The following is an 18,604-nucleotide window of genomic DNA, read 5'->3' on the forward strand; positions in this document are numbered from 1 at the left end:
TAAGGCTAGTTTTTTTGAAATCAACCGATTCTCTCTGCAACCGATTTATTGAAAGTTATTTTTCACCAAAATTCTGTAAGACCCGTGCCGTGTAGCGAGCAGCCTGAACATAATCACTCACCCGAACATTTTCGTTAGGCGCGTGGGCCCCGGAACCGGCCCAAGTTGATCCGACGTCAATGATTGGCACACCCACCGCTTCAAAGAACGGTGCTTGGGGACCACTACCACCGGCATTAGGCACCAGCTTAACCGCATCCCCATAGACTTCATGGGCGGTAGCGACCGCCGTCTGCACGAAACTATCCGTCAGATCCGACCGGAAAGCCGGCTCCCCTTGATTGTAGGAGACATGAAGGTCGCTAAACCCATTCTTGTCCAACTGTTGCTGGACGAGCTCTGAAATGTGACGCGGATCTTGGCCAGGAACCAACCGGCAGTCTAACTGGGCCCGGGCTTCCTTAGGCAAGACCGTCTTCAAGCCATTACCCTCATACCCACCGGAAATCCCGTTGATCGTAATCGTCGGTCGGTTAATTAAGGCCTCGGCTGGCTTATCCGACAGCAGTGGCAGTTTCAAGCCGAAGTTCTTACGCGTTGCTTCTTCATTAAAGGGTAATTGATCGACGGCCGCTTGTTCGGTTGGTGTTAAGGGTTTCACGCCATCGGTAAAACCATCCACCAAGACTTCACCCCTAGGACCGCGCAATGTTGACAGGCCCTGAACTAACCGCCATACCGCATTATCCACGAAGGCGGCCAGTGAAGAATGCAGGTCACTCTCTGCTGACTTTGCGGTCACGTTGAAGCTGGCCGTGCCCTTGACCCCACAAGTCACCTGGAAATTCTCGTCGGCATCCTTACCGCCTGTTTCCCAAATAATCGCGTCGGCAGCCAAAGCAGCACCATGTTTCTTCGTCATGGGTTCAATGTGGGGACTTCCCACTTCTTCTTCCCCTTCGAGAATGAATTTTAAGTTACAAGGCAGTCCACCCGTTGCTTGTAACGCCTTAACTGCGGACAAGCGAAGCATAAACTCCCCCTTGTCATCGGAAACACCGCGAGCCACGTACTGACCGTTCTTTTCCGTTAACTGGAAGGGTTCGCTGTCCCACTCATCCAGTGGTTCGGCCGGCTGGACATCATAGTGGTTGTAGAACAACAGGGTTTTATCGGGATTCCCGTTTGGCCCTGCTGGTAGGGTCGCAAATACGAAAGGATTACTACCCGGAATGTCCCGCCAGACCTCTACCTCGGCACCTAATTCTTGAAGGGATTGTTCAATTACACTAACCGTTTCCTCAATTCCGAGGTGCTTGGCAGCAACCGTTTCAATACTTAAATACTTGGCTAACCGGGGACGATCGGCTTCTAAGGCCTGATCGATGGCGGTTTGCAATGCGTCGGTAGTTTTCTCTGACATAGACATTCGCTCCTTAAATTTTCACGAGCAACTCACTTGGCGGGAACTAGTGATTAACACTGTTGCTCGATTGCCTTTAACATTAAGCTTTGATGAGAAAAATGTCAAGATTATTCTCATCAAGTTGTCATTTAATGACTGAGCGTTGTCTGAAGAACCCGGCGGAACTGGCATAGATCCAGTTTGCCTTAGTTAGCGACTGAAAGTCCTCACTGTTTCCAGTCACGATGACACCGGCAAACTTGGCTTGATTCCCTTTAGGATAGCGTTTAGCATATTGGCCGGCATACTTATAAATATTAAAACCATCATATGACATCCCTGAAGCGGTCTGACCAGTCTTCACTAACCCCAGATAAAATCCGCGATAGTTATCCTGACTCAGCCGTTCCGGATGCGCTAAATTTTTAACATTATAGCCGAGTAGGTTATTATCCATCGAGGTTGGATCTGCGGTGCCGCTCACCCCAATCCAGTACCATTGCGGATGGATCTTTGCCGGCAACTTGGCTCGGACCTGCTGATACGTCAGCGGTTGTTTGAACGTTAAGGCCATCTCGGCCACTGCTCCCTTAGTCGCGGCCACCTTCCGCAAATCATGCGTGGCCTTCAAGTTGGGCCTGTTTGCTCGCGCATTGAAAAACATGGGAATCTTCTGTTCCGTTACGCGATCGTATAGAGCGGTCATGCTCTGGTCCGTCGCATTACTCAGGGCATCCCCACCGCCACTAGTTAACCAAGAGTAATTCTGAATGACTGATGACCAAGGAACGCGATACCCCTCAATATCCTTGTAGCGATGACTAATAACCTGTCCGCCCATCACAGAAGTATTTCCTAGATACTGGTCGCTAACTTCGATATTAGGCGCCATCAGGTCGTTATCCATTTCCATGGTTAGCATAATCTCGTTTGATACCTTCGCCGCCCGCATCTGCGTCAACTTGTACGCCACTGGTATTGTCGCTAGGATCACCAGAATGGCAATCACTACTGTAATGCCCCACCGCCGAATCTTCACCCAAAGTGCTAAGCGTCGAAATTTTTTACTTTCGTCCATGACTACCCCTCCGTAAAATCTTCTTTAACTTTCGATGTACGCGATGCAACCGCATCTTGATTGCGGCCGGTCTAACTTTCAGGCACACCGCAACCTCCCGAATCGACAGCTCCTGATTGTACCGGAGCAGGAGTAGCTCCCGGTCATGCTCCGGTAGCGTATCTAAGGCGCTCAGCAGATCTTCATAAACTTCAGAATCCACCTGTTCCCGCTCGGGTCGTAAGTATTGCGTCACCAGCTCCCGGTACCGCCGCTTCCGCCGATAATCGTCCAGGTAGGTCGACCACGCTACCCGATAAAGGTAGGGTCGCAGTTCATCGGGTGGCAGCACCAGTTCCATCTCCAAAACCTTGACGAAGACGTCTTGACAGATATCTTCGGCCACTTCCCGCTGGGCCCCGCGTCCCATCAAATAACGCTGTAACTCAACGGCTAACTGGGCTAATAGGTCCTCGTATTGCCGTAACTGCATGCTGTTCGCCTCCCCCTACACCTAAACAACGAATAACTCCCCAAAAAGGTAACGATTATTTTCAAAAAGATCCGTCAGATAGCTGGAGTATACAGAATAGGATTCATTAAGGCGAGCTGATTGCCTAGCCAACGCAAAAACCGCAGACATCACGTCGAATTGTGATGTCTGCGGTTCCTTATTCACTATTAGATTACAGTTAATTTTTTACATATCCATGCAATTTTTTGAATAGTCAATCGACTATGCTTTAAGCCGACAACTTATCTTAGCCGGAGGAAGCCAAGATGTAGCCGGCCGTGACGATGACCTTAGCTGACGCTTTTGGTCAGGTTAGGTCATGGGACGAGCTTGGAGACGTCCGCATTTTGACGGCTTCAAGTCGAGGTAAAAGACCGCACTTCGGCTTTTACCGTTCCCCACAGCAGGCGGAATCCTGGCAGCCACAGGCGACGGTCATCATCCATACAGAAGCTTAATCTGTTGACCGGTCACGGTTGGTCATGGCTAAGGGATTGACCCATTGATCGAACTGTTCCGCCGTCACCTGGCCTGATTTCACCGCCGCCTCACGCAGCGTCGTCCCCTCGCGCTCAGCCGCCTGAGCGATTTCCGCACTGGCGTGATAGCCGATGTAGGGCGACAACGCCGTGACGGTCATCAGTGAGTTATACACCAATTCCGCCATACGATCGGCATTGACCGTCATGCCGTGAATCAATTTATCTGCGAAACCAGTGACTGTTCCCGTCAGCAGGTCCGCCGATTCTAGGAAGGTTTCAATGATGACTGGCTTATAGACGTTCATTTCAAAATTCCCTTGTGAGGCTGCCACGGTTATCGTGACATCGTTTCCCATGACTCGGGTGGCCGCCATGGTCAAGGCCTCCGCTTGGGTGGGATTGACCTTCCCCGGCATAATCGAAGAACCGGGTTCGTTGGCCGGAATATTCAATTCGTTGTATCCAGCCCGGGGACCGCTCGCCAGGAAACGCACGTCGTTGGCAATCTTCAGAAGATCACTTGCCAGCGTCTTCAGCCCGCCATGGACCACGTTGATACCGGAATGGGCCGCTAGTCCAAAGAACTTGTTTGATTTAGCGGTGAAGGGTTGATCGTAAGCCTTGCTCAGTTGGGTGGCGACCGCCGTGTCAAACCCCGGGGCTGCATTCAGCCCCGTCCCCACGGCTGTGCCACCAATTGGCAACTCGAGTAGCGAATCATCCAGGGACTTGAGAAAGTCCCAGTCATGTTCCAGCATGCTGACCCACCCGCTGACTTCCTGGCCAAAAGTCAATGGTGTCGCGTCCTGCAGATGCGTCCGACCAATCTTAACAACGTTTTCATAGGCCGCTTCCTTGACCGCTAACTCATCGATCAGGTGTTGCACGGCTCCCTCCAGCTCCCGCACGGCCACCCGAGCCGTAATCGCCATTGCCGTTGGGAAAGTATCGTTGGAGCTTTGTCCATGGTTCACGTCATCGTTGGGTAACACCCCACTGGTTGGATCGTACTTAATCGTCTGGTGGGCAATCACCTCGTTGACATTCATATTGGTCTGCGTTCCGGACCCCGTCTGATAGACGTGGAGGGGAAAGTCGCGCTGCAGCTCATCATCGGACAATGCCAACAAATCCGTCGTCGCGCGAATAATCAGTTGGGCTTTCTCCTCTTGAATCTCACCCAGGTCGCGATTCGCCGTGGCAGCCGCCAGCTTGATTTGCAACAGGGCCCGAATCACCGGTAGCGGCATCAAAGGACCCGTGGTAAAGTTATGCCGACTTCGTTCGGTCTGTGCCCCCCATAAAGCCGACGCCGGGACCTGCACCGTCCCCAACGTATCTGCTTCTTCACGATATTCCATATTAACCTTCCTCTCACGTTTTCAGTCGGTTACAGCATACCCAATTAGAAGGCCCGCCGTCAATCAATCCAGTCCCTGAGCACCAAAAAAGCCGGCCTCTCAGACCGACTGCTTGGCTTCTATGCTGACTGGTGGAATCGCTGTTTAGCCTTCAGCGGATTCTTCAACCGTTTTAAAATCTTCTCGTTGGTTCAATTGTTTCTCAGCCTGTCGTCTTGCGGCAACAGCATCGTTAAAGTCGCTAAAAGTTTGATTCAAAACGTAACGGCCGTGGTAAAATAGACGTGCTGCCCACTTGCCGGAACGCTTGTCGAAGCTGACGCCAATCACACCGGAAATGTTCCGGGAGCTGATTTTTGTGAGTGCGGCAACGTTAGAGCCATTAACCAATGGTAGATTCATGGCATTGCCAATTTGTTTACGTGTCCGAGGGTCCTTCGTGAGCCGGGCCTTACTGATATCTCGCCGGTAACAGCCACAGCTGACGGTAATGCCGTGACGCAAGCGGTAACTGTCAACCGTGACGAGATTGCCACAGCTACATTTACACAGCCACGTGGCGTTCCCGTTCTTTGCGGTTCCATCCCGGCGAATAACCGTTAGTCTGCCGAATTGTTGTCCACTTAAGTCTAGGAGTCTCATAAATAATTCCTCCATTCAAATTTGCCATAAAGGTTGGTGTGACGCGATTCATGTTTCTCCAAAACGCTTGAGCTCCCCTGGCACATATTACTTAATTATTATTCTACACGCCAAACTAAAAATTAGCTTAAAGTCGCAACATGTTTTTGATTAATCGATGACCCCTGGACACTTTTAATTTTAACACCTATTCGACTCTGAAAGAAGGAATAACTAATGCAAATCATTCTAAATATACTCATCTACGTCGTTGCCATCGAACACCTCGGTATCATGTGCCTGGAAATGTTTGGCAAACCCGAGGCTCAGGCCAAGGCATTCGGGATGCCTCTGGAATTCGTTAAACGCCCGGAAGCACACGTTGCACTTGGTAACCAGGGCATCTATAACGGCATGCTGGGACTCAGCCTCATCGCTCTGCAGTGGGTCATCACCGGTCGTGCCAGTCTGTTAGCCACCGCCGTCCTCCTGATTTTCATCGTGCTCGTCGCCTTGTATGGGAGTTTTACCGCTAAAAAAGAAATTTTCTGGCTGCAAGGAATGCCGGCCCTCGTGACGTTACTCGTTTTACTAATCTTAATAGTTTAAGCGAATCTTTAAATATGTGGTTTACAGAAGTCGGTAGGCAGGTTATAATGAATTTACATATTCAGGTGAGAGCCTGCTACGGGTCTTCAATCGTTGGAGGAGTTAATTAGACATTTAGCCATTATTAACACCGTTGAAGCCGTACACATACTTCTATTCTGCTGGTTGCGTAAATCGTAACTAGCTTTTTTTTACTTACATATTTGTAAATTACGCCTAACAGAAAAGCGGAGAACCTTCCATTCGGAAGACTCTCCGCTTTTTAAGCTTAAAAGTGACTGGCAATAATCCACAGCAAAGCCATGTGATAGATCACAAAGGCCATTGTTCCAACGAATAACCAGCCTAACGTGTAATAAACGTAATACATGCCTGGATGCTTCATGATGGAGCCCCCCATCTATTGCGCACAGCTTACCACAAACTAAAACATACCGAAAACGTTTACCACATCACGCCTTAAATATCCGCGGTAGACTAACCAACCGGAGCGGGCTCCCGCCGATTTGCCGCTGCCACGATTGCCTCTTGCTGTGCAATCGTCGCCGTGAATTGTTGCATAATATCACGTTCGATGACTTGAGCCCCATGTTTCTGTGCCCGCCACGTCACCATTTGAAACTTCTTCCGTTCATTCAACAGTTCTTCCGTTAACATATGGCTCCCCCCAAACATTGCGCCAGTGTTCTGATTCCTGTTGACTCCATTATAGCATTTTTGGCTAAGCGGTCTAGGGGGTAATCGTAATTATTACAAAAACTTTACAGAGACCCACTGGTTAGTTTTCCTTGCCAACTAATGGTTCAAGCTAATTCTAATGTCCAGAACGGTTGCGTGGACACAGTCACTTTTGAAATTGGTATAGGTGGTTTGTGCAACCGTTTGTCGTCACGTCAGTTCTTAACTCATTGCAACAATTCATTATATCAACGGTCAGTGGTTTACCTCTGGAGAAAGCCCTTCCAAACCATTGCATTTCGATTGTTTTTTGCCTAAAAACAGCGTAATCTTAAGGTAATTAATCCATAGAAAGAAGGTGTCATCGTGGCCATTGACCGCGAAAAATTTCCGCCACTCTACCGGACCGTTGCTGCTAACGATGCCGGCCTCGAAAGTCATTCCTACGTCCCCGATGGTTTGGACGTTCTGACCAGCCACCCGCTCAACGATGCGCCTGGTGCCAATCCGGAACAATTCATCGGTTTGGCTCTCAGCACTTGTTTGAACGCCACTCTGGAAGCTATCGAAGAGCGCCGGGATCTGCCACACAGCTCGCAGGTCCACACCATCGTTGAGATGGCCCGCGATACGCGCGGCTTCCAATTCTATCTGACGGCCGAAGTTAAGATTCCCGGCGTTGATCACGAGACCGCGCTGGCGATGGTCGATCTCGCCGAACGGCGGTGCCCCGTTGCCAAATTAATTGGCGATAATGATAACGTTGTCGTCAAGCTCGTCACCGAATTTTCTGCCGCAACACCAGTCGAGGGTTAAAGCAAAAGTGGGCCACACTCCCTGACATTGCGTTAGGGTTGTGTGGTCCACTTTCAATTTAGCGACGGGTCAACCGCCCCTTTAACCGATGCCACCATGACTTATGTTCAGATGGTTCGCTGTACACGTAAGACCGAGTGGATCGGGGCGACCGCTTGTCATCGTGGTCATCATCCATGAAGACAATCTTGCGCCAGCGCTTGGCCTCTTCGTCACTCATGCGCTTTTTGCTCATTGACTTCAATCTCCTTTTATTCCCATCCTTAAGTTATGGGAACTCTCCGTAGCCGTTGACTACTTTTTCATGCGGGTAACCTGACTAAAGTCCTGGATGAATGTCAGAATCTCGTGGGCGCGCTCGTTGCCGTAAACATCGACCCAGCCTTGAAAGCGCTGGTTGATTCGCTGACGAATCACGCGTTCAGCGCGTTTGCCTGCATCGGTCGCAATCAAGTACAACCGTCGTCGATCGTTTTCATCCGGCTGTTGGCGCAAGTACCCCTGCTTTAACAACACCTTGATCTGTCGAGAAATGGCACTCCGCGTGACCTGCCGCTTGCTGGCAATATCCATCAGCGTGACATCGTGATTACGCGTAATTTCCCGCAGAATTAAGTATTGTTCGAAGGAGAGATGAAACTCCTTTGCTGGTTCTGAAACAAATTCATCCAAATACTTGAGTGAACTCATGTAGACGTCAATGAACGCGTCCAATAGCGACTGCTCTTGCTCAGCCATGATTACCCACCTACATTTCTCAAAATACGATTTTTATATTAGCATTTACGCCCAGCAAATACCAGCTTTTTTCGCCCAATTTAACAGGTGGTCTGGACCGACCTATGCTAAAATAAAGGGGTAGCATTTGGAGGGGAAAACATGTATCGATCATTAAAAATTGGAACCGCTTTAAGTCTTCTATTACTGCTTGTTGGCTGTGGCGCTTCTGGCGCCAAAACCACGCAGTCGCACAGCAGTAGCCGGACCAGTCAAGCGACAAAAACCAGTCACAGTCAACGCACACACAGTTCCAGCAGCGTTAGCAGTTCCAGCCAGTCGTCACAAGCCAAGACCGCGACGTTTGCCAACTCGCAATTCACCATTAACCACGTGACTTACGAGCTGACGGGGACCGACGTCACGGCCAGTGCCACGGCAAACCGTAATTTATTCGTTATCTATTATACCGTAACTAACCGACAAAGTAAGGCCATCGTGCCTAGCGATCTGTGGGAAAGTTCGGTCAGTGCCAAACAAGACGGTAAAAAGTTGAGCACTGGTAATCTGGCGTTCACCACCAGTCAGACCAAGGACAACGATCTGTTAAACAATACCGTCATGCCGGTTAAACCCGGAAAAACGACGAAGGGACTGGCCATGTTTGAACCCAAGAACACTGACCCCGTCAGTGTCACCTTCAGCGATACCCACGGCCAAGTCGTCCATACTAGCCAGTATAACTTAAACTAATAAACACTAAACAAGCAGAACACTAAGTATTTCTAAAAATTTGTGCAATTGGAAAGGACCTTTTATGACGCGCTTAATCGACCGAATTCACCAAGTAGAGCTCGGCAACCTGGAGCAACTGATTCACCTGTGTGACCAGCTCCAACTCCCCTATTTCATGATGGGGGGTTCCCTACTGGGTACGATTCGCCACCAGGGTTTCATCCCCTGGGACGACGACATGGACGTTGGTCTCCTCAGAGCCGATTACGACCGGCTACTGGCCGCAGCACCCACTCTACTGGCAGACACCCACTACTTCCTGCAGACGCCCGCCAGCGATGAGAATTACGGTCTGAGCTATGCCAAACTGCTCGACCGAAATACCTACATCGAGGAGAAGAACAATGTCAATGCCGCACGTAAGGGGATCTTTATCGATATTTTTCCTCTAGATCGGATTCCACTAGACATTGGGTTGCAGCGTGAACAACTCACGAAGTTTCAGGTGCTGAACACCCGGATTCTCTTCCAGCTGCGTTACCACCTGGTAGACAATCCTCTGCGAAAGTTACAGAGTCCGCTGTCACCAGCACAACTGGCAGACGTCAAAGCGTTGAAGGCCGAACGACAGGCCCTCATGACCCAATATCAGGGCGATGAGACCCTCCTACAAGTCAAAAATCTCGCGTCACAATACAGTTACAACAAGGAAGTCTACACCGTTGCGGAAGTAACCGACCTAACGCCGATGCCATTCGAGCATCTCACGGTCCAAGTACCTAAAATGTATGCTAGCATTTTAACGGGGATGTATGGTGATTACATGGCATTGCCCCCGGAAAGTCAGCGCACCGAGAAACACCTGGAGAAGGTCATCATGGATAACCAGGTCTTCACGGAATAACCGTTGGATCGTGAGTGTTAGGTTCGCCTGCGGCTGCCAGGGATTTCACCTGCTGTGGGGACCGGTCCAAGCCTAAGAGCGGTCTTGGGCCTCGACTTGAACCACGAAATTCACGTGGTTTCAAGATCGTCCCATGGCGTAAACTGGCAAAACACGCCAGCTAACGCCATCGACACGGCCGGCTCCATCCTTGGCCTCCTCCGGCTAAGATTGTTCACAATCCAACACTTTACCCATTATTTGCAGGTATTAAGACTAAGAACCGTCAGTACATCCCGTTTCACCCATATGTAGAATAGAAATAGAAAGTAGATGAAGTTTATGGCTGATAATTATTTTGGCGCAATGCTCGTAAATGTTTCCAGTATGGAACTGTCAATCGTGAACCTGAAAACCGGTGCCCAGACCGAGCGGGTCAAGTCAACCGTCGCCATTGGGGAAAATATTTACAACCATGAAGAGATTGATTTTGAAACCGTCGCCGAGGCGGCTGAGGCACTTCGGGGATTTCTCCAAGTCATCAAGGACTATGGCGTCACCAACTACCAACTCTGGGGCTCACAAGCCCTCTCCACTGCGCCCAATGCCGAGTTCATTCGTGACCAGATTTTCGTCCGGACCGGCCTCAGCATCAAATGGCTCTCCTTGGGGGAAGAGTCATTCGTCCGTAACGAAGCCATCGCATTGAAGTTCGACGGCTACCATCACCTCGTGAAGAAGCACGCAGCCATCATCGGCCTCAACTCCGGGAGTGCGACCCTGTCCTTCTTCGCGCATGACAATCTGGTAGCTTCGCACAACATGAAGCTCGGCCCCGTCCGCATTAAGGAAGTGCTACAAAGCTTGCGGGCCACCGCGCCCAACCCGGTCGACGTTCTCGATGATTACATCAACAGTAAGGTTGACGACTTCTACCGCTTCTTACCGGAACGCCTACAGACGGCGAACAACCAGGTGATTTTAATCGGGGCGGCTCCACTGAACAACTACTTCATCCCCAAAGATGAGGTCAGCTTCACCCTGCCCCTCAAGCAATTCAACGAATTCAGCCGCGAGGTCATTGGCGCATCCGACCAATACTTAATGGAACGGCTCCACCTGACGGAAGAAAATGTTGAGCTCGTCTTACCTGAGGTTCTCCTGATTCAGAAGCTCCTCGCCGTGGTTCACGCCGACAAGCTACATCTGGTCAACCTCAACGTACTAGACGGTTTGACCACTAACCAAGAGATCTTAGCTGGCAACCAGAAGTATCACTTCGAGAATCAGATTCTGGCGGCCGCCAACGACCTCGCCCAGCGGTATCGCGTGGAACCCCATCATATGGAATTGGTGCGGCACTTTGCCCTCCACCTCTTCGATCAACTCAAGACGCTCCACCACCTGACCGCTCGCGACCGGCTACTTCTGCAAGTTGCAGCCATCGTTCACGACATCGGCGGCTTCATCGACACCCACGAGCACTACCTACACTCGGACTACGTGCTCAAACAATCCGAGATGTTGGGGCTGTCCGCGGAAGAAATTCAGATCATCGCGGCCGTCTCACGCTACCACAGCACCCGGACGCCCGCAGAGGACATCACCCATTTCCGGCAGCTCACTCCGGAGAAACGCCTGACCGTGGCCAAATTAGCCGCAATTCTCCGCTTAGCCGATGCCCTCGACGATGCGCACCAACAGACCATTCAACGCATCTCCGTCTCTGTTCGGACCAACAAGGTCATCATCACCGCATTTAGCGATGACGATCTCTCCCTGATCCGCTGGGCGTTCAACTACAAGGCTCAGTTCTTCACCGACGTATTCGGCCTGCAACCCGTGTTTAAACAAAGGAGATTACACAAATGACAATGGATTATAAAGACGTCAAGTACTATACCAACCGGGAACTTAGCTGGTTAGACTTCAACGACCGCGTCCTGGAAGAAGCCCGCGATAAGGCCAATCCTTTGTTAGAACGCGTGCGGTTCCTCGGCATCACGCAGAGTAACGTGGATGAATTCTTCATGGTACGGGTAGCCTCGCTCTCAAAATTAGCAGCGGTCAACTATGCCAAGCCCGATGCCTCGGGGATGACGGCCGAAGCCCAACTGCTGGCAGTTAACGCCAAGGCTCACGACCAGGTCGTCAAACAGTATTCCACCCTGAATCGGATGTTATTGCCGCTTCTGGCCAATCTGAACATTCACCTTAAGATCGTTAAGGAACTCTCCTCGCAGCAATTTCGTTTCATTCAGAAATACTTCAACGACGAGATTTCCCCGGCCCTGACACCCATGGCCGTCGACAGTTCGCGGCCCTTCCCATTCATTGGAAATAACACGTTAAACATTGCGTTGCGCCTCTTCAAGGACGGTAACAAGAAGGATAAACGCTTTGCCACCGTGCAAGTGCCCGACATCTTTCCTCGAACCGTGCGCCTACCAGGGGCCGACAATGATTTTATTCTATTAGAGGATATCATCAAGGCCTTCATCGGCAACCTATTCATTGGCTATGAGGTCAAGGAAGCCGCGAACTACCGGGTTATCCGGGACATGGATCTGGATGTGGCTGAAGAAGATACCTCCGACCTCTTGAAGGAAGTCGAACAACAGCTGAAGCGCCGGGAACACGGGAGTGCCGTGCGAATGGAAGTCGAGGCCGGCATTTCCGATTCCCTGGAGAAACGCTTGGCAACTTCCATCAAGATTCCCGATTACGCCGTCTACAACATCGGCGGACCCATCGATCTGACCTTCCTGAGCAAATGGACCAAGCAAATCAGCAATCACGACGATCAGGTCTACCCAGCCTTCACCGCGGCCCAGACACCGGGGGTCACCGCAGACGACGATATCTTCAAGACGATTCGTCACCGCGATGTCTTGGTTCACCACCCCTTTGATTCCTTCTCCGCCGTCACCGAATTTATTCGCCAGGCGGCCACTGACGATGAGGTCTTGGCCATCAAGATGACCCTGTATCGGGTATCCTCTAACTCACCGATCATCAAGTACCTGGGCTCTGCAGCACAAAATGGCAAGCAGGTCACTGTGCTGGTCGAAGTTAAGGCGCGTTTCGATGAAGAAAATAACGTCCACTGGGCCCAACAACTGGAAAAAATGGGCTGTCACGTTATCTATGGCCTGATTGGTCTGAAGACCCACTGTAAGCTGGCTCTCGTTGTCCGGCGGGAACCTGATGGCATTCGCCGCTACATGCACATGGGAACCGGGAACTACAACGATGTCACCGCTCACTTCTACACCGACCTCGGACTAATGACGACCAATACTGACATGGGAATCGACGCCTCCAACATCTTTAACATGTTGTCTGGCTACTCCGAACCCCCTTACTTCCATCAACTCCACATGTCACCCGACGGCATTCGTGAATTTATCGTCTCCAAAATCGACCAAGAAATCAGCAATGCCAAGGCTGGCCAACCTGCCTGGATTGAAATGAAGATGAACTCGCTGTCCGATTCCGACATGATTGCCAAACTTTACGAGGCCTCTCACGCCGGTGTCCACATCAAGCTGATTGTCCGGGGCATCTGCTGCTTAAACGTGGGCATCCCCGAAATCAGTGAAAATATTGAGGTCCACTCGATTGTTGGGCGCTTCTTGGAACACAGCCGGATCTACGGCTTCGCCAACAACGGCGATCCCCAGATCTACCTGTCCAGTGCCGACCTCATGACGCGGAACCTGAACCGGCGGGTAGAGTTACTCTTCCCTATCCTGCAGTCCGACTTGCGGCAACGGGTCTTCGATATTTTTGCCACCCTCTGGCACGATAACGTCCAAACACGGGTACTGCTCGCGGACCGGACCTTCACGCGGGTCGACCGGCGCGGACTCGATCCACTGGATGCGCAAGCGACTTTCATGCAAGAAGCCACGAATAAGCGTAAAATCGGTGTCGACAATTCCCCGGAGGCTGTTAATGCTCCGCGGCAATTTAAACCAATGCTTAGTCCCAAGAATCAACCAAAATCCCCCATTGATCGGAGTCCTCAGTAATGGAAAACTTAGTCGTTATCGACTTAGGTTCAAACTCAGTTCGTATGACCATCAGCGAAATTGATGGTACTGGTAATCACAAGACCATTGAACAGGTCAAGCGCTACGTCCGCCTGTCAGAAAACATGGGCGAGGAGCAGGTCCTGCAGCCCGAATCAATTGCGCGCACCCTCACCGCACTGGGCGAATTCAAAAAGATTTACAGTCAACTCGACAAGCCGGACATTCAAGCCGTGGCGACCGCGGCCGTCCGTCAAGCCAGCAACCAGAAACAATTCCTCAAGTTAGTCAAAGACAAGATTGGCTTATCCTTTAACGTCATCTCTGGCGCCACGGAAGCCCGTTACGATTACCTGGGGGTTGTTAACACCCTCCCCGTGGTCAATGGCCTTCTGGTCGATACCGGTGGGGCCTCTTCCGAATTGATTCTGGTTCAGAATCAACAGATGAAGCAGGTCGTCTCAATTCCCCTGGGTTCCGTCACACTGTCACAGAGCTATCTGGAGAGTGACGTGGTTAAGGCCGACTCCCTATTTGAAGCGATGACCTTCGTCAACAGCGTCTTCAACGACGTCTGGTGGCTCCGAGAAGCAACGAACCTGCCCATCATCGGGCTAGGCGGTGCCAACCGGACACTGGCCAAGATCAACCGGCGCAAGAAGAACTTCCTGAATTTCGAAGATGTCCACGGCTACAAGCTCTCATCCGAAGACGTCTACGCCACCCTGATCCAACTGCTGGGCTTAGACCTAGCAGGCCGCAAGAAGGTCCCAGGCTTATCCAAGGACCGGGCAGACATCATCATCGGCGGCTTGATTCCGGTAACCCTACTCATGCGGTTACTGGATTCCCAACAAATCACATTCTCAAACGCCGGGTTACGGGATGGTATCCTGTTCAACCGGATTAATGAGATCAAGAACGGGGTAGAGTAAAAGAGTGCAGAAGAAGGCGGTTAGCTGGCGAGCATTAACATCATAAGGAGAAAAATCCCGGGTTTGGATTATTCTTCTTATGGGGTTAAGCGCAACCAGCTGCCTTCTGGCGCACGTTTCGGCTAGAGATAATTAGAGGAAGGCATCGAGCATTAACGTCATAAGGAGAAAAATCCCGGGCTTGGATTATTCTTCTTATGGGGTTAAGCACAGCTGGCTGCTCCTTGGCGCACGTTTCGGCTAGAGATAATTAGCGGAAAAGCCCTACACAAATCCAAATAAACCACAAAAAGAGTTCCATCAAAGCTAGCAATTAAATAGCTTTGATGGAACTCTTTTAACTTTCAATTGAATAATTGTAATCACAAACCAATAATCTCACCGTAATCCGGCTCGCGTTTAGAACTTAAAGTTAGCCCAGCCGCAAGCGATATAGCCCTTCAGTCTTAACTCTGCGACCAGTTTCGCACATCGTCATCCGTCATCTGGGTCGTAAAGCGGTGCCCAGCATGCCACGCAACCGCCGGATAATCCCGACGCAGCTGTGACGTTGCTTCATCGATTGGGGATGAGCCTGACGTACAGAATGGCCAAATAGCCTTACCGGTAAAGTCCAGACTGTCTAGCAACGTATTAATCGGCCGCGGTGCCGTGGCCCACCACAGTGGGAATCCTAGATAAATCGTCGTGGCCTGCGCAACCACAGCCACATCAACCGGTTGAATTGCTGGCCGCACCCGCCCAGCATGCATTTCATGATAGCTACGACTTGTGTGATCATTCCAGTCTAAATCAGCCGCCGTGTAAGCTTGCTGAGGAGTAATCGCGACGAGTTGGGCACCCGTGGCAGTCGCAATTTTCTTGGCGACTGCTTCTGTATGCCCGGTATTTGAAAGATAGAGTACAACTGATTGTCCCATCATTGATTCCTCCTATTCATAGTCAAACGTTAGTTAAATCATAACACCCTTTGCCTACCGGCGGCGCAACCGTTTTCAAATAATGGACAATCGACTCGCATTGTAAAGAGCTGTGTAGCCGACCACGCTATCGTATTAACTTTTTATTAAGTCCTGTTAAATCATGCGACAAATTTACTGTTTTTTACATTGGTATAAGTATAGAGCCTTGTGGTGACCCACACTATGTCGCTTCCGGCACCTGCACAATGTACGGCCCCAGCCGCGGCACGTCCACAATCTCAATCGGTGTCTGGAAAGTCTCCGCTAACAACGGGGCTTGCCGCAAATCGCCAGGGGTTCCCGCGGCCACCAATCGGCCATCTTTCAAAAGCCACAGCCAGTCGCTGACCGTGAACGCCTGATTGATATTGTGTAAGACCTGAATTACCGTCATCCCCGCTGCGGCGAGTTGTCGTAACTGCGTCATCAACGTTTGCTGGTAATGGACATCCAGATAAGTTGTGGGTTCATCCAGCAACAAGACTTGTGGTTCCTGAGCCAAGGCCATCGCTAACCAGACACGTTGTTGCTGACCACCCGACAGATCATCCAGATGGGCATTTGCCAGTGACGTGAGCGCCGTCTGGGCGAGAAAATCGGTCACCTCTTCATCCGGCACCGTAGCCAACAGACTGTGATAGGGCAACCGTCCCATCTTGACCATCGCAGCAACCGTCATATCATCATATAACTCGTGACGTTGACTGACGACCGCGATTTTCCGTGCCAACGTCTTGCTCGTGTACGCCGTCAGTGGTTCCCCCGCCAGCGTCACCGTTCCCGATTGTGGTGTGACCTGTCGCGACAGGGTCTTTAGGAGCGTCGACTTGCCGGCCCCATTTGGCCCAATGATTGTGGTGATTTTCCCTATCGGAAACGTTCCCGACAGATCCGTGACCCCCTTCTCCTGCCCGGGGTACCGGTAACTAACGTGTTGTAATTCCATGGAAACCTCGCCCCCGTTGTAAGAGAATAATCACAAATGGCCCACCAATCACGGCCATCATGGTCGCCGCGGAAATTTCACTGGGCACGATAACCGTTCGGCCCAGTGTATCCGCCGCCAACATCAACCAAGCGCCCGCTAACATGGAGAACGGGATCAGTGTCTGGTAGTCGTGACCCACGAAACGTCGCGCCAAGTTAGGAACCACAATCCCGACAAACGGAATCGCCCCCACAATGGCGGTCACGCTGACGGCCAGATACATCCCCAGCAGGAGCAAGCTCCACCGAATAACTCTGACAGGCACACCAATCGTCTGTAACGCCGCATCCGCTAATTTTAGATCATTGGCCCAGGGTGCCAGCAATAAGGCCACTACGAGCCCCAAGAGGCCTAGAATCAGCAAACCCACGGTATCACTCCAGGTCACAGCGTTAAAGGTGCTCTGCATGACCTGAGTCGCCTGACCGCTACTGACGAGTCGGGCTAAACCAACAAACGTGGCGTCGAGGGCCACCCCGACAATAATCAAGCGATACGGGTCCCGTAAGGCCTTGCCACTGGTCAGAATCGCCAGAGCAACTAGTCCGCCGATCAGGGCCAGCACCCAATTACGGCCGGGTAACCAAGGCAACAGTAGCGCGCCCCCTAGTTTGAAGAAGTCTGCTGCCGAACTGATTCCCAAGATGCTGGGATCGGCAATGGGGTTACGAAAGACCGCCTGAAAGAGCGCCCCGGCAACCGCCAGACTGCCCCCACAGATCAGACTACTTATGATTCGGGGTAGGCGCAGGTTAAACACCGTCACAAAGTCACGACTAGCCGGTTGACTCACAATCGTCCACAATCGTCCCGGTCCGATCCAGGTCGTTCCGGCCATGAGGGCTACCACAATCGTGACGACGAGGAGCACTAATACACCCCCGTACCACCACCCTGCGTGTTTGGTCATGCCCCAGCCCCCTTTGCGGGATAGAGCCAGTGACTGACCTGCTTGAGCGCCGTAGCTGCCTGCATGTTAGCCGTAGCATCAAAGGTCGGTTCCTGAAGGTCGTAGACCTGGTGATGCTTCACAGCCGAAGTTGTGGCCCACATCTTATTGTCCTTAAATTCCTGATTGAATTGACTGGTGACCATCTTCGGCATCGCGTGTTCTAGCCGGAGAATCACCTGCGGATTGGCCTTCTGGATGGCTTCATCGTTGGGCTGGATGTACTCCTGATTCTGACTGGTAAAGACATTTTTCCCGCCAGCCAACCGCGCCAAGTCGCCCACGTAGGCCCGATTGGTCGCGACCATGTAATTTGCACCAGGCAGTCCCATGATGACCAGTACTCGAGATGCCGGTCGGTTCTGGGCCCGCTGTTTGGCCATTCGTTTGGCCGCCTGAATTTTAGCAACTTGCTTGGCCGCGGCACTCTGCCGGTTATAACGTTTGCCGAGCTGGGTTAACGTCGTCTCGAGGTGTCCCACACTCGTGAGGTCGAGAAAGTGTGGGGCCACATGCTGTGCCTTAAAGGCTTTGCCGAACTGGTCGCTGAGCGTGGTCACCGAATACACCGCTGTGGGCTTCAGCGCCGTGATCTTTTCCACGCTGGGATTCATCGGGCTTCCCACCTTTGTCACGTGTTGATAACGTTTAGGAATCTGGTTCGCCGTCGTGGGAATCCCCACCAGTGGCAGATTGAGTTTGTCAGCAATCTGAACCACCGCGTAGGTCGTGGCGACGATCCGTGGCTGATGTTGCTTTTGCTGGTGATGTTGCCAGGCGAAGCCACCACCGATGATGCCCAATACGAGTAGGACCGTCAGTGACCATAGCCCAATTTTCCTTGGATTTTGCATCTGC

The 18,604-nt window shown here is 51.5% G+C and carries 19 protein-coding genes; 7 read left to right on the top strand and 12 right to left on the bottom strand.

The genetic code is table 11. The features are described 5' to 3' along the window. Nucleotides 1-55 precede the first annotated feature (55 nt). The 5 genes from EKM73_RS08805 to EKM73_RS08830 form a co-directional block, all read right to left on the bottom strand. Entirely contained in the window at nucleotides 56-1,423 is a 1,368-nt protein-coding gene (locus EKM73_RS08805; protein ID WP_125701556.1) for a M20/M25/M40 family metallo-hydrolase, read from the bottom strand. A gap of 127 nt (nucleotides 1,424-1,550) precedes the next feature. Continuing rightward, on the bottom strand, nucleotides 1,551-2,483 hold the full coding sequence (locus EKM73_RS08810; RefSeq protein WP_125701557.1) for an anti sigma factor C-terminal domain-containing protein: 933 nt from the start codon (nucleotides 2,481-2,483) through the stop codon (nucleotides 1,551-1,553). Continuing rightward, entirely contained in the window at nucleotides 2,470-2,955 is a 486-nt protein-coding gene (locus EKM73_RS08815) for an RNA polymerase sigma factor (RefSeq protein ID WP_125701558.1), read from the bottom strand. The genes EKM73_RS08810 and EKM73_RS08815 overlap by 14 nt, the downstream gene beginning before the upstream one ends. Nucleotides 2,956-3,430: 475 nt before the next feature. After that, nucleotides 3,431-4,819 (bottom strand): class II fumarate hydratase, encoded by a 1,389-nt coding sequence (locus EKM73_RS08825; protein WP_125701559.1) that lies wholly within the window; start codon nucleotides 4,817-4,819, stop codon nucleotides 3,431-3,433. Between the two features lie 144 nt (nucleotides 4,820-4,963). Next, entirely contained in the window at nucleotides 4,964-5,461 is a 498-nt protein-coding gene (locus tag EKM73_RS08830; RefSeq protein WP_125701560.1) for an alcohol dehydrogenase, read from the bottom strand. A gap of 216 nt (nucleotides 5,462-5,677) precedes the next feature. On the opposite strand from EKM73_RS08830, the gene EKM73_RS08835 reads away from it, so the two are divergent. Further along, nucleotides 5,678-6,049, top strand: coding sequence for a DUF1304 domain-containing protein (locus EKM73_RS08835; protein ID WP_125701561.1), 372 nt, complete (start codon nucleotides 5,678-5,680; stop codon nucleotides 6,047-6,049). Nucleotides 6,050-6,526: 477 nt separating this feature from the next. On the opposite strand, the gene EKM73_RS08840 is transcribed toward EKM73_RS08835, so the two are convergent. Next, complete coding sequence (locus EKM73_RS08840; protein ID WP_125701562.1) at nucleotides 6,527-6,706, bottom strand: hypothetical protein; 180 nt, start codon at nucleotides 6,704-6,706, stop codon at nucleotides 6,527-6,529. 387 nt (nucleotides 6,707-7,093) lie between these two features. Between EKM73_RS08840 and EKM73_RS08845 the strand changes: the two genes are divergently transcribed. Beyond that, nucleotides 7,094-7,543 (top strand): OsmC family protein, encoded by a 450-nt coding sequence (locus EKM73_RS08845; RefSeq protein ID WP_125701563.1) that lies wholly within the window; start codon nucleotides 7,094-7,096, stop codon nucleotides 7,541-7,543. Between the two features lie 58 nt (nucleotides 7,544-7,601). Here the strand turns inward: EKM73_RS08845 and EKM73_RS12785 are convergent, their stop codons facing one another. Beyond that, a complete protein-coding gene (locus EKM73_RS12785; RefSeq protein ID WP_164508904.1) occupies nucleotides 7,602-7,778 on the bottom strand; it encodes a hypothetical protein in 177 nt (58 codons plus the stop codon). A gap of 59 nt (nucleotides 7,779-7,837) precedes the next feature. After that, on the bottom strand, nucleotides 7,838-8,281 hold the full coding sequence (locus EKM73_RS08850) for a MarR family winged helix-turn-helix transcriptional regulator (protein WP_125701564.1): 444 nt from the start codon (nucleotides 8,279-8,281) through the stop codon (nucleotides 7,838-7,840). Between the two features lie 141 nt (nucleotides 8,282-8,422). On the opposite strand from EKM73_RS08850, the gene EKM73_RS08855 reads away from it, so the two are divergent. From EKM73_RS08855 to EKM73_RS08875, 5 genes are all read left to right on the top strand, one after another. Then, nucleotides 8,423-9,013, top strand: coding sequence for a DUF5067 domain-containing protein (locus EKM73_RS08855; protein WP_125701565.1), 591 nt, complete (start codon nucleotides 8,423-8,425; stop codon nucleotides 9,011-9,013). 64 nt (nucleotides 9,014-9,077) lie between these two features. Next, nucleotides 9,078-9,899, top strand: a complete 822-nt coding sequence (locus tag EKM73_RS08860) for a LicD family protein (protein ID WP_125701566.1) — start codon at nucleotides 9,078-9,080, stop codon at nucleotides 9,897-9,899. Nucleotides 9,900-10,220: 321 nt separating this feature from the next. Then, on the top strand, nucleotides 10,221-11,750 hold the full coding sequence (locus EKM73_RS08865; RefSeq protein ID WP_164508905.1) for a Ppx/GppA phosphatase family protein: 1,530 nt from the start codon (nucleotides 10,221-10,223) through the stop codon (nucleotides 11,748-11,750). Between the two features lie 2 nt (nucleotides 11,751-11,752). Then, complete coding sequence (locus tag EKM73_RS08870; protein WP_382386884.1) at nucleotides 11,753-13,912, top strand: RNA degradosome polyphosphate kinase; 2,160 nt, start codon at nucleotides 11,753-11,755, stop codon at nucleotides 13,910-13,912. Then, on the top strand, nucleotides 13,912-14,847 hold the full coding sequence (locus EKM73_RS08875; protein ID WP_125701569.1) for a Ppx/GppA family phosphatase: 936 nt from the start codon (nucleotides 13,912-13,914) through the stop codon (nucleotides 14,845-14,847). Before EKM73_RS08870 ends, EKM73_RS08875 begins: the two co-directional genes overlap by 1 nt. A gap of 446 nt (nucleotides 14,848-15,293) precedes the next feature. Here the strand turns inward: EKM73_RS08875 and EKM73_RS08880 are convergent, their stop codons facing one another. From EKM73_RS08880 to isdE, 4 genes are all read right to left on the bottom strand, one after another. Further along, complete coding sequence (locus EKM73_RS08880) at nucleotides 15,294-15,767, bottom strand: flavodoxin (protein ID WP_164508906.1); 474 nt, start codon at nucleotides 15,765-15,767, stop codon at nucleotides 15,294-15,296. A 223-nt stretch (nucleotides 15,768-15,990) separates the two neighbouring features. Continuing rightward, on the bottom strand, nucleotides 15,991-16,755 hold the full coding sequence (locus EKM73_RS08885) for an ABC transporter ATP-binding protein (RefSeq protein ID WP_125701571.1): 765 nt from the start codon (nucleotides 16,753-16,755) through the stop codon (nucleotides 15,991-15,993). After that, complete coding sequence (locus tag EKM73_RS08890) at nucleotides 16,736-17,707, bottom strand: iron ABC transporter permease (protein WP_125701572.1); 972 nt, start codon at nucleotides 17,705-17,707, stop codon at nucleotides 16,736-16,738. The genes EKM73_RS08885 and EKM73_RS08890 overlap by 20 nt, the downstream gene beginning before the upstream one ends. After that, on the bottom strand, nucleotides 17,704-18,600 hold the full coding sequence (gene isdE, locus EKM73_RS08895; protein WP_125701573.1) for a heme ABC transporter substrate-binding protein IsdE: 897 nt from the start codon (nucleotides 18,598-18,600) through the stop codon (nucleotides 17,704-17,706). Before isdE ends, EKM73_RS08890 begins: the two co-directional genes overlap by 4 nt. Nucleotides 18,601-18,604: the final 4 nt, after the last annotated feature.

Source organism: Levilactobacillus fuyuanensis (assembly GCF_003946395.1).
GTDB classification, from domain to species: domain Bacteria; phylum Bacillota; class Bacilli; order Lactobacillales; family Lactobacillaceae; genus Levilactobacillus; species Levilactobacillus fuyuanensis.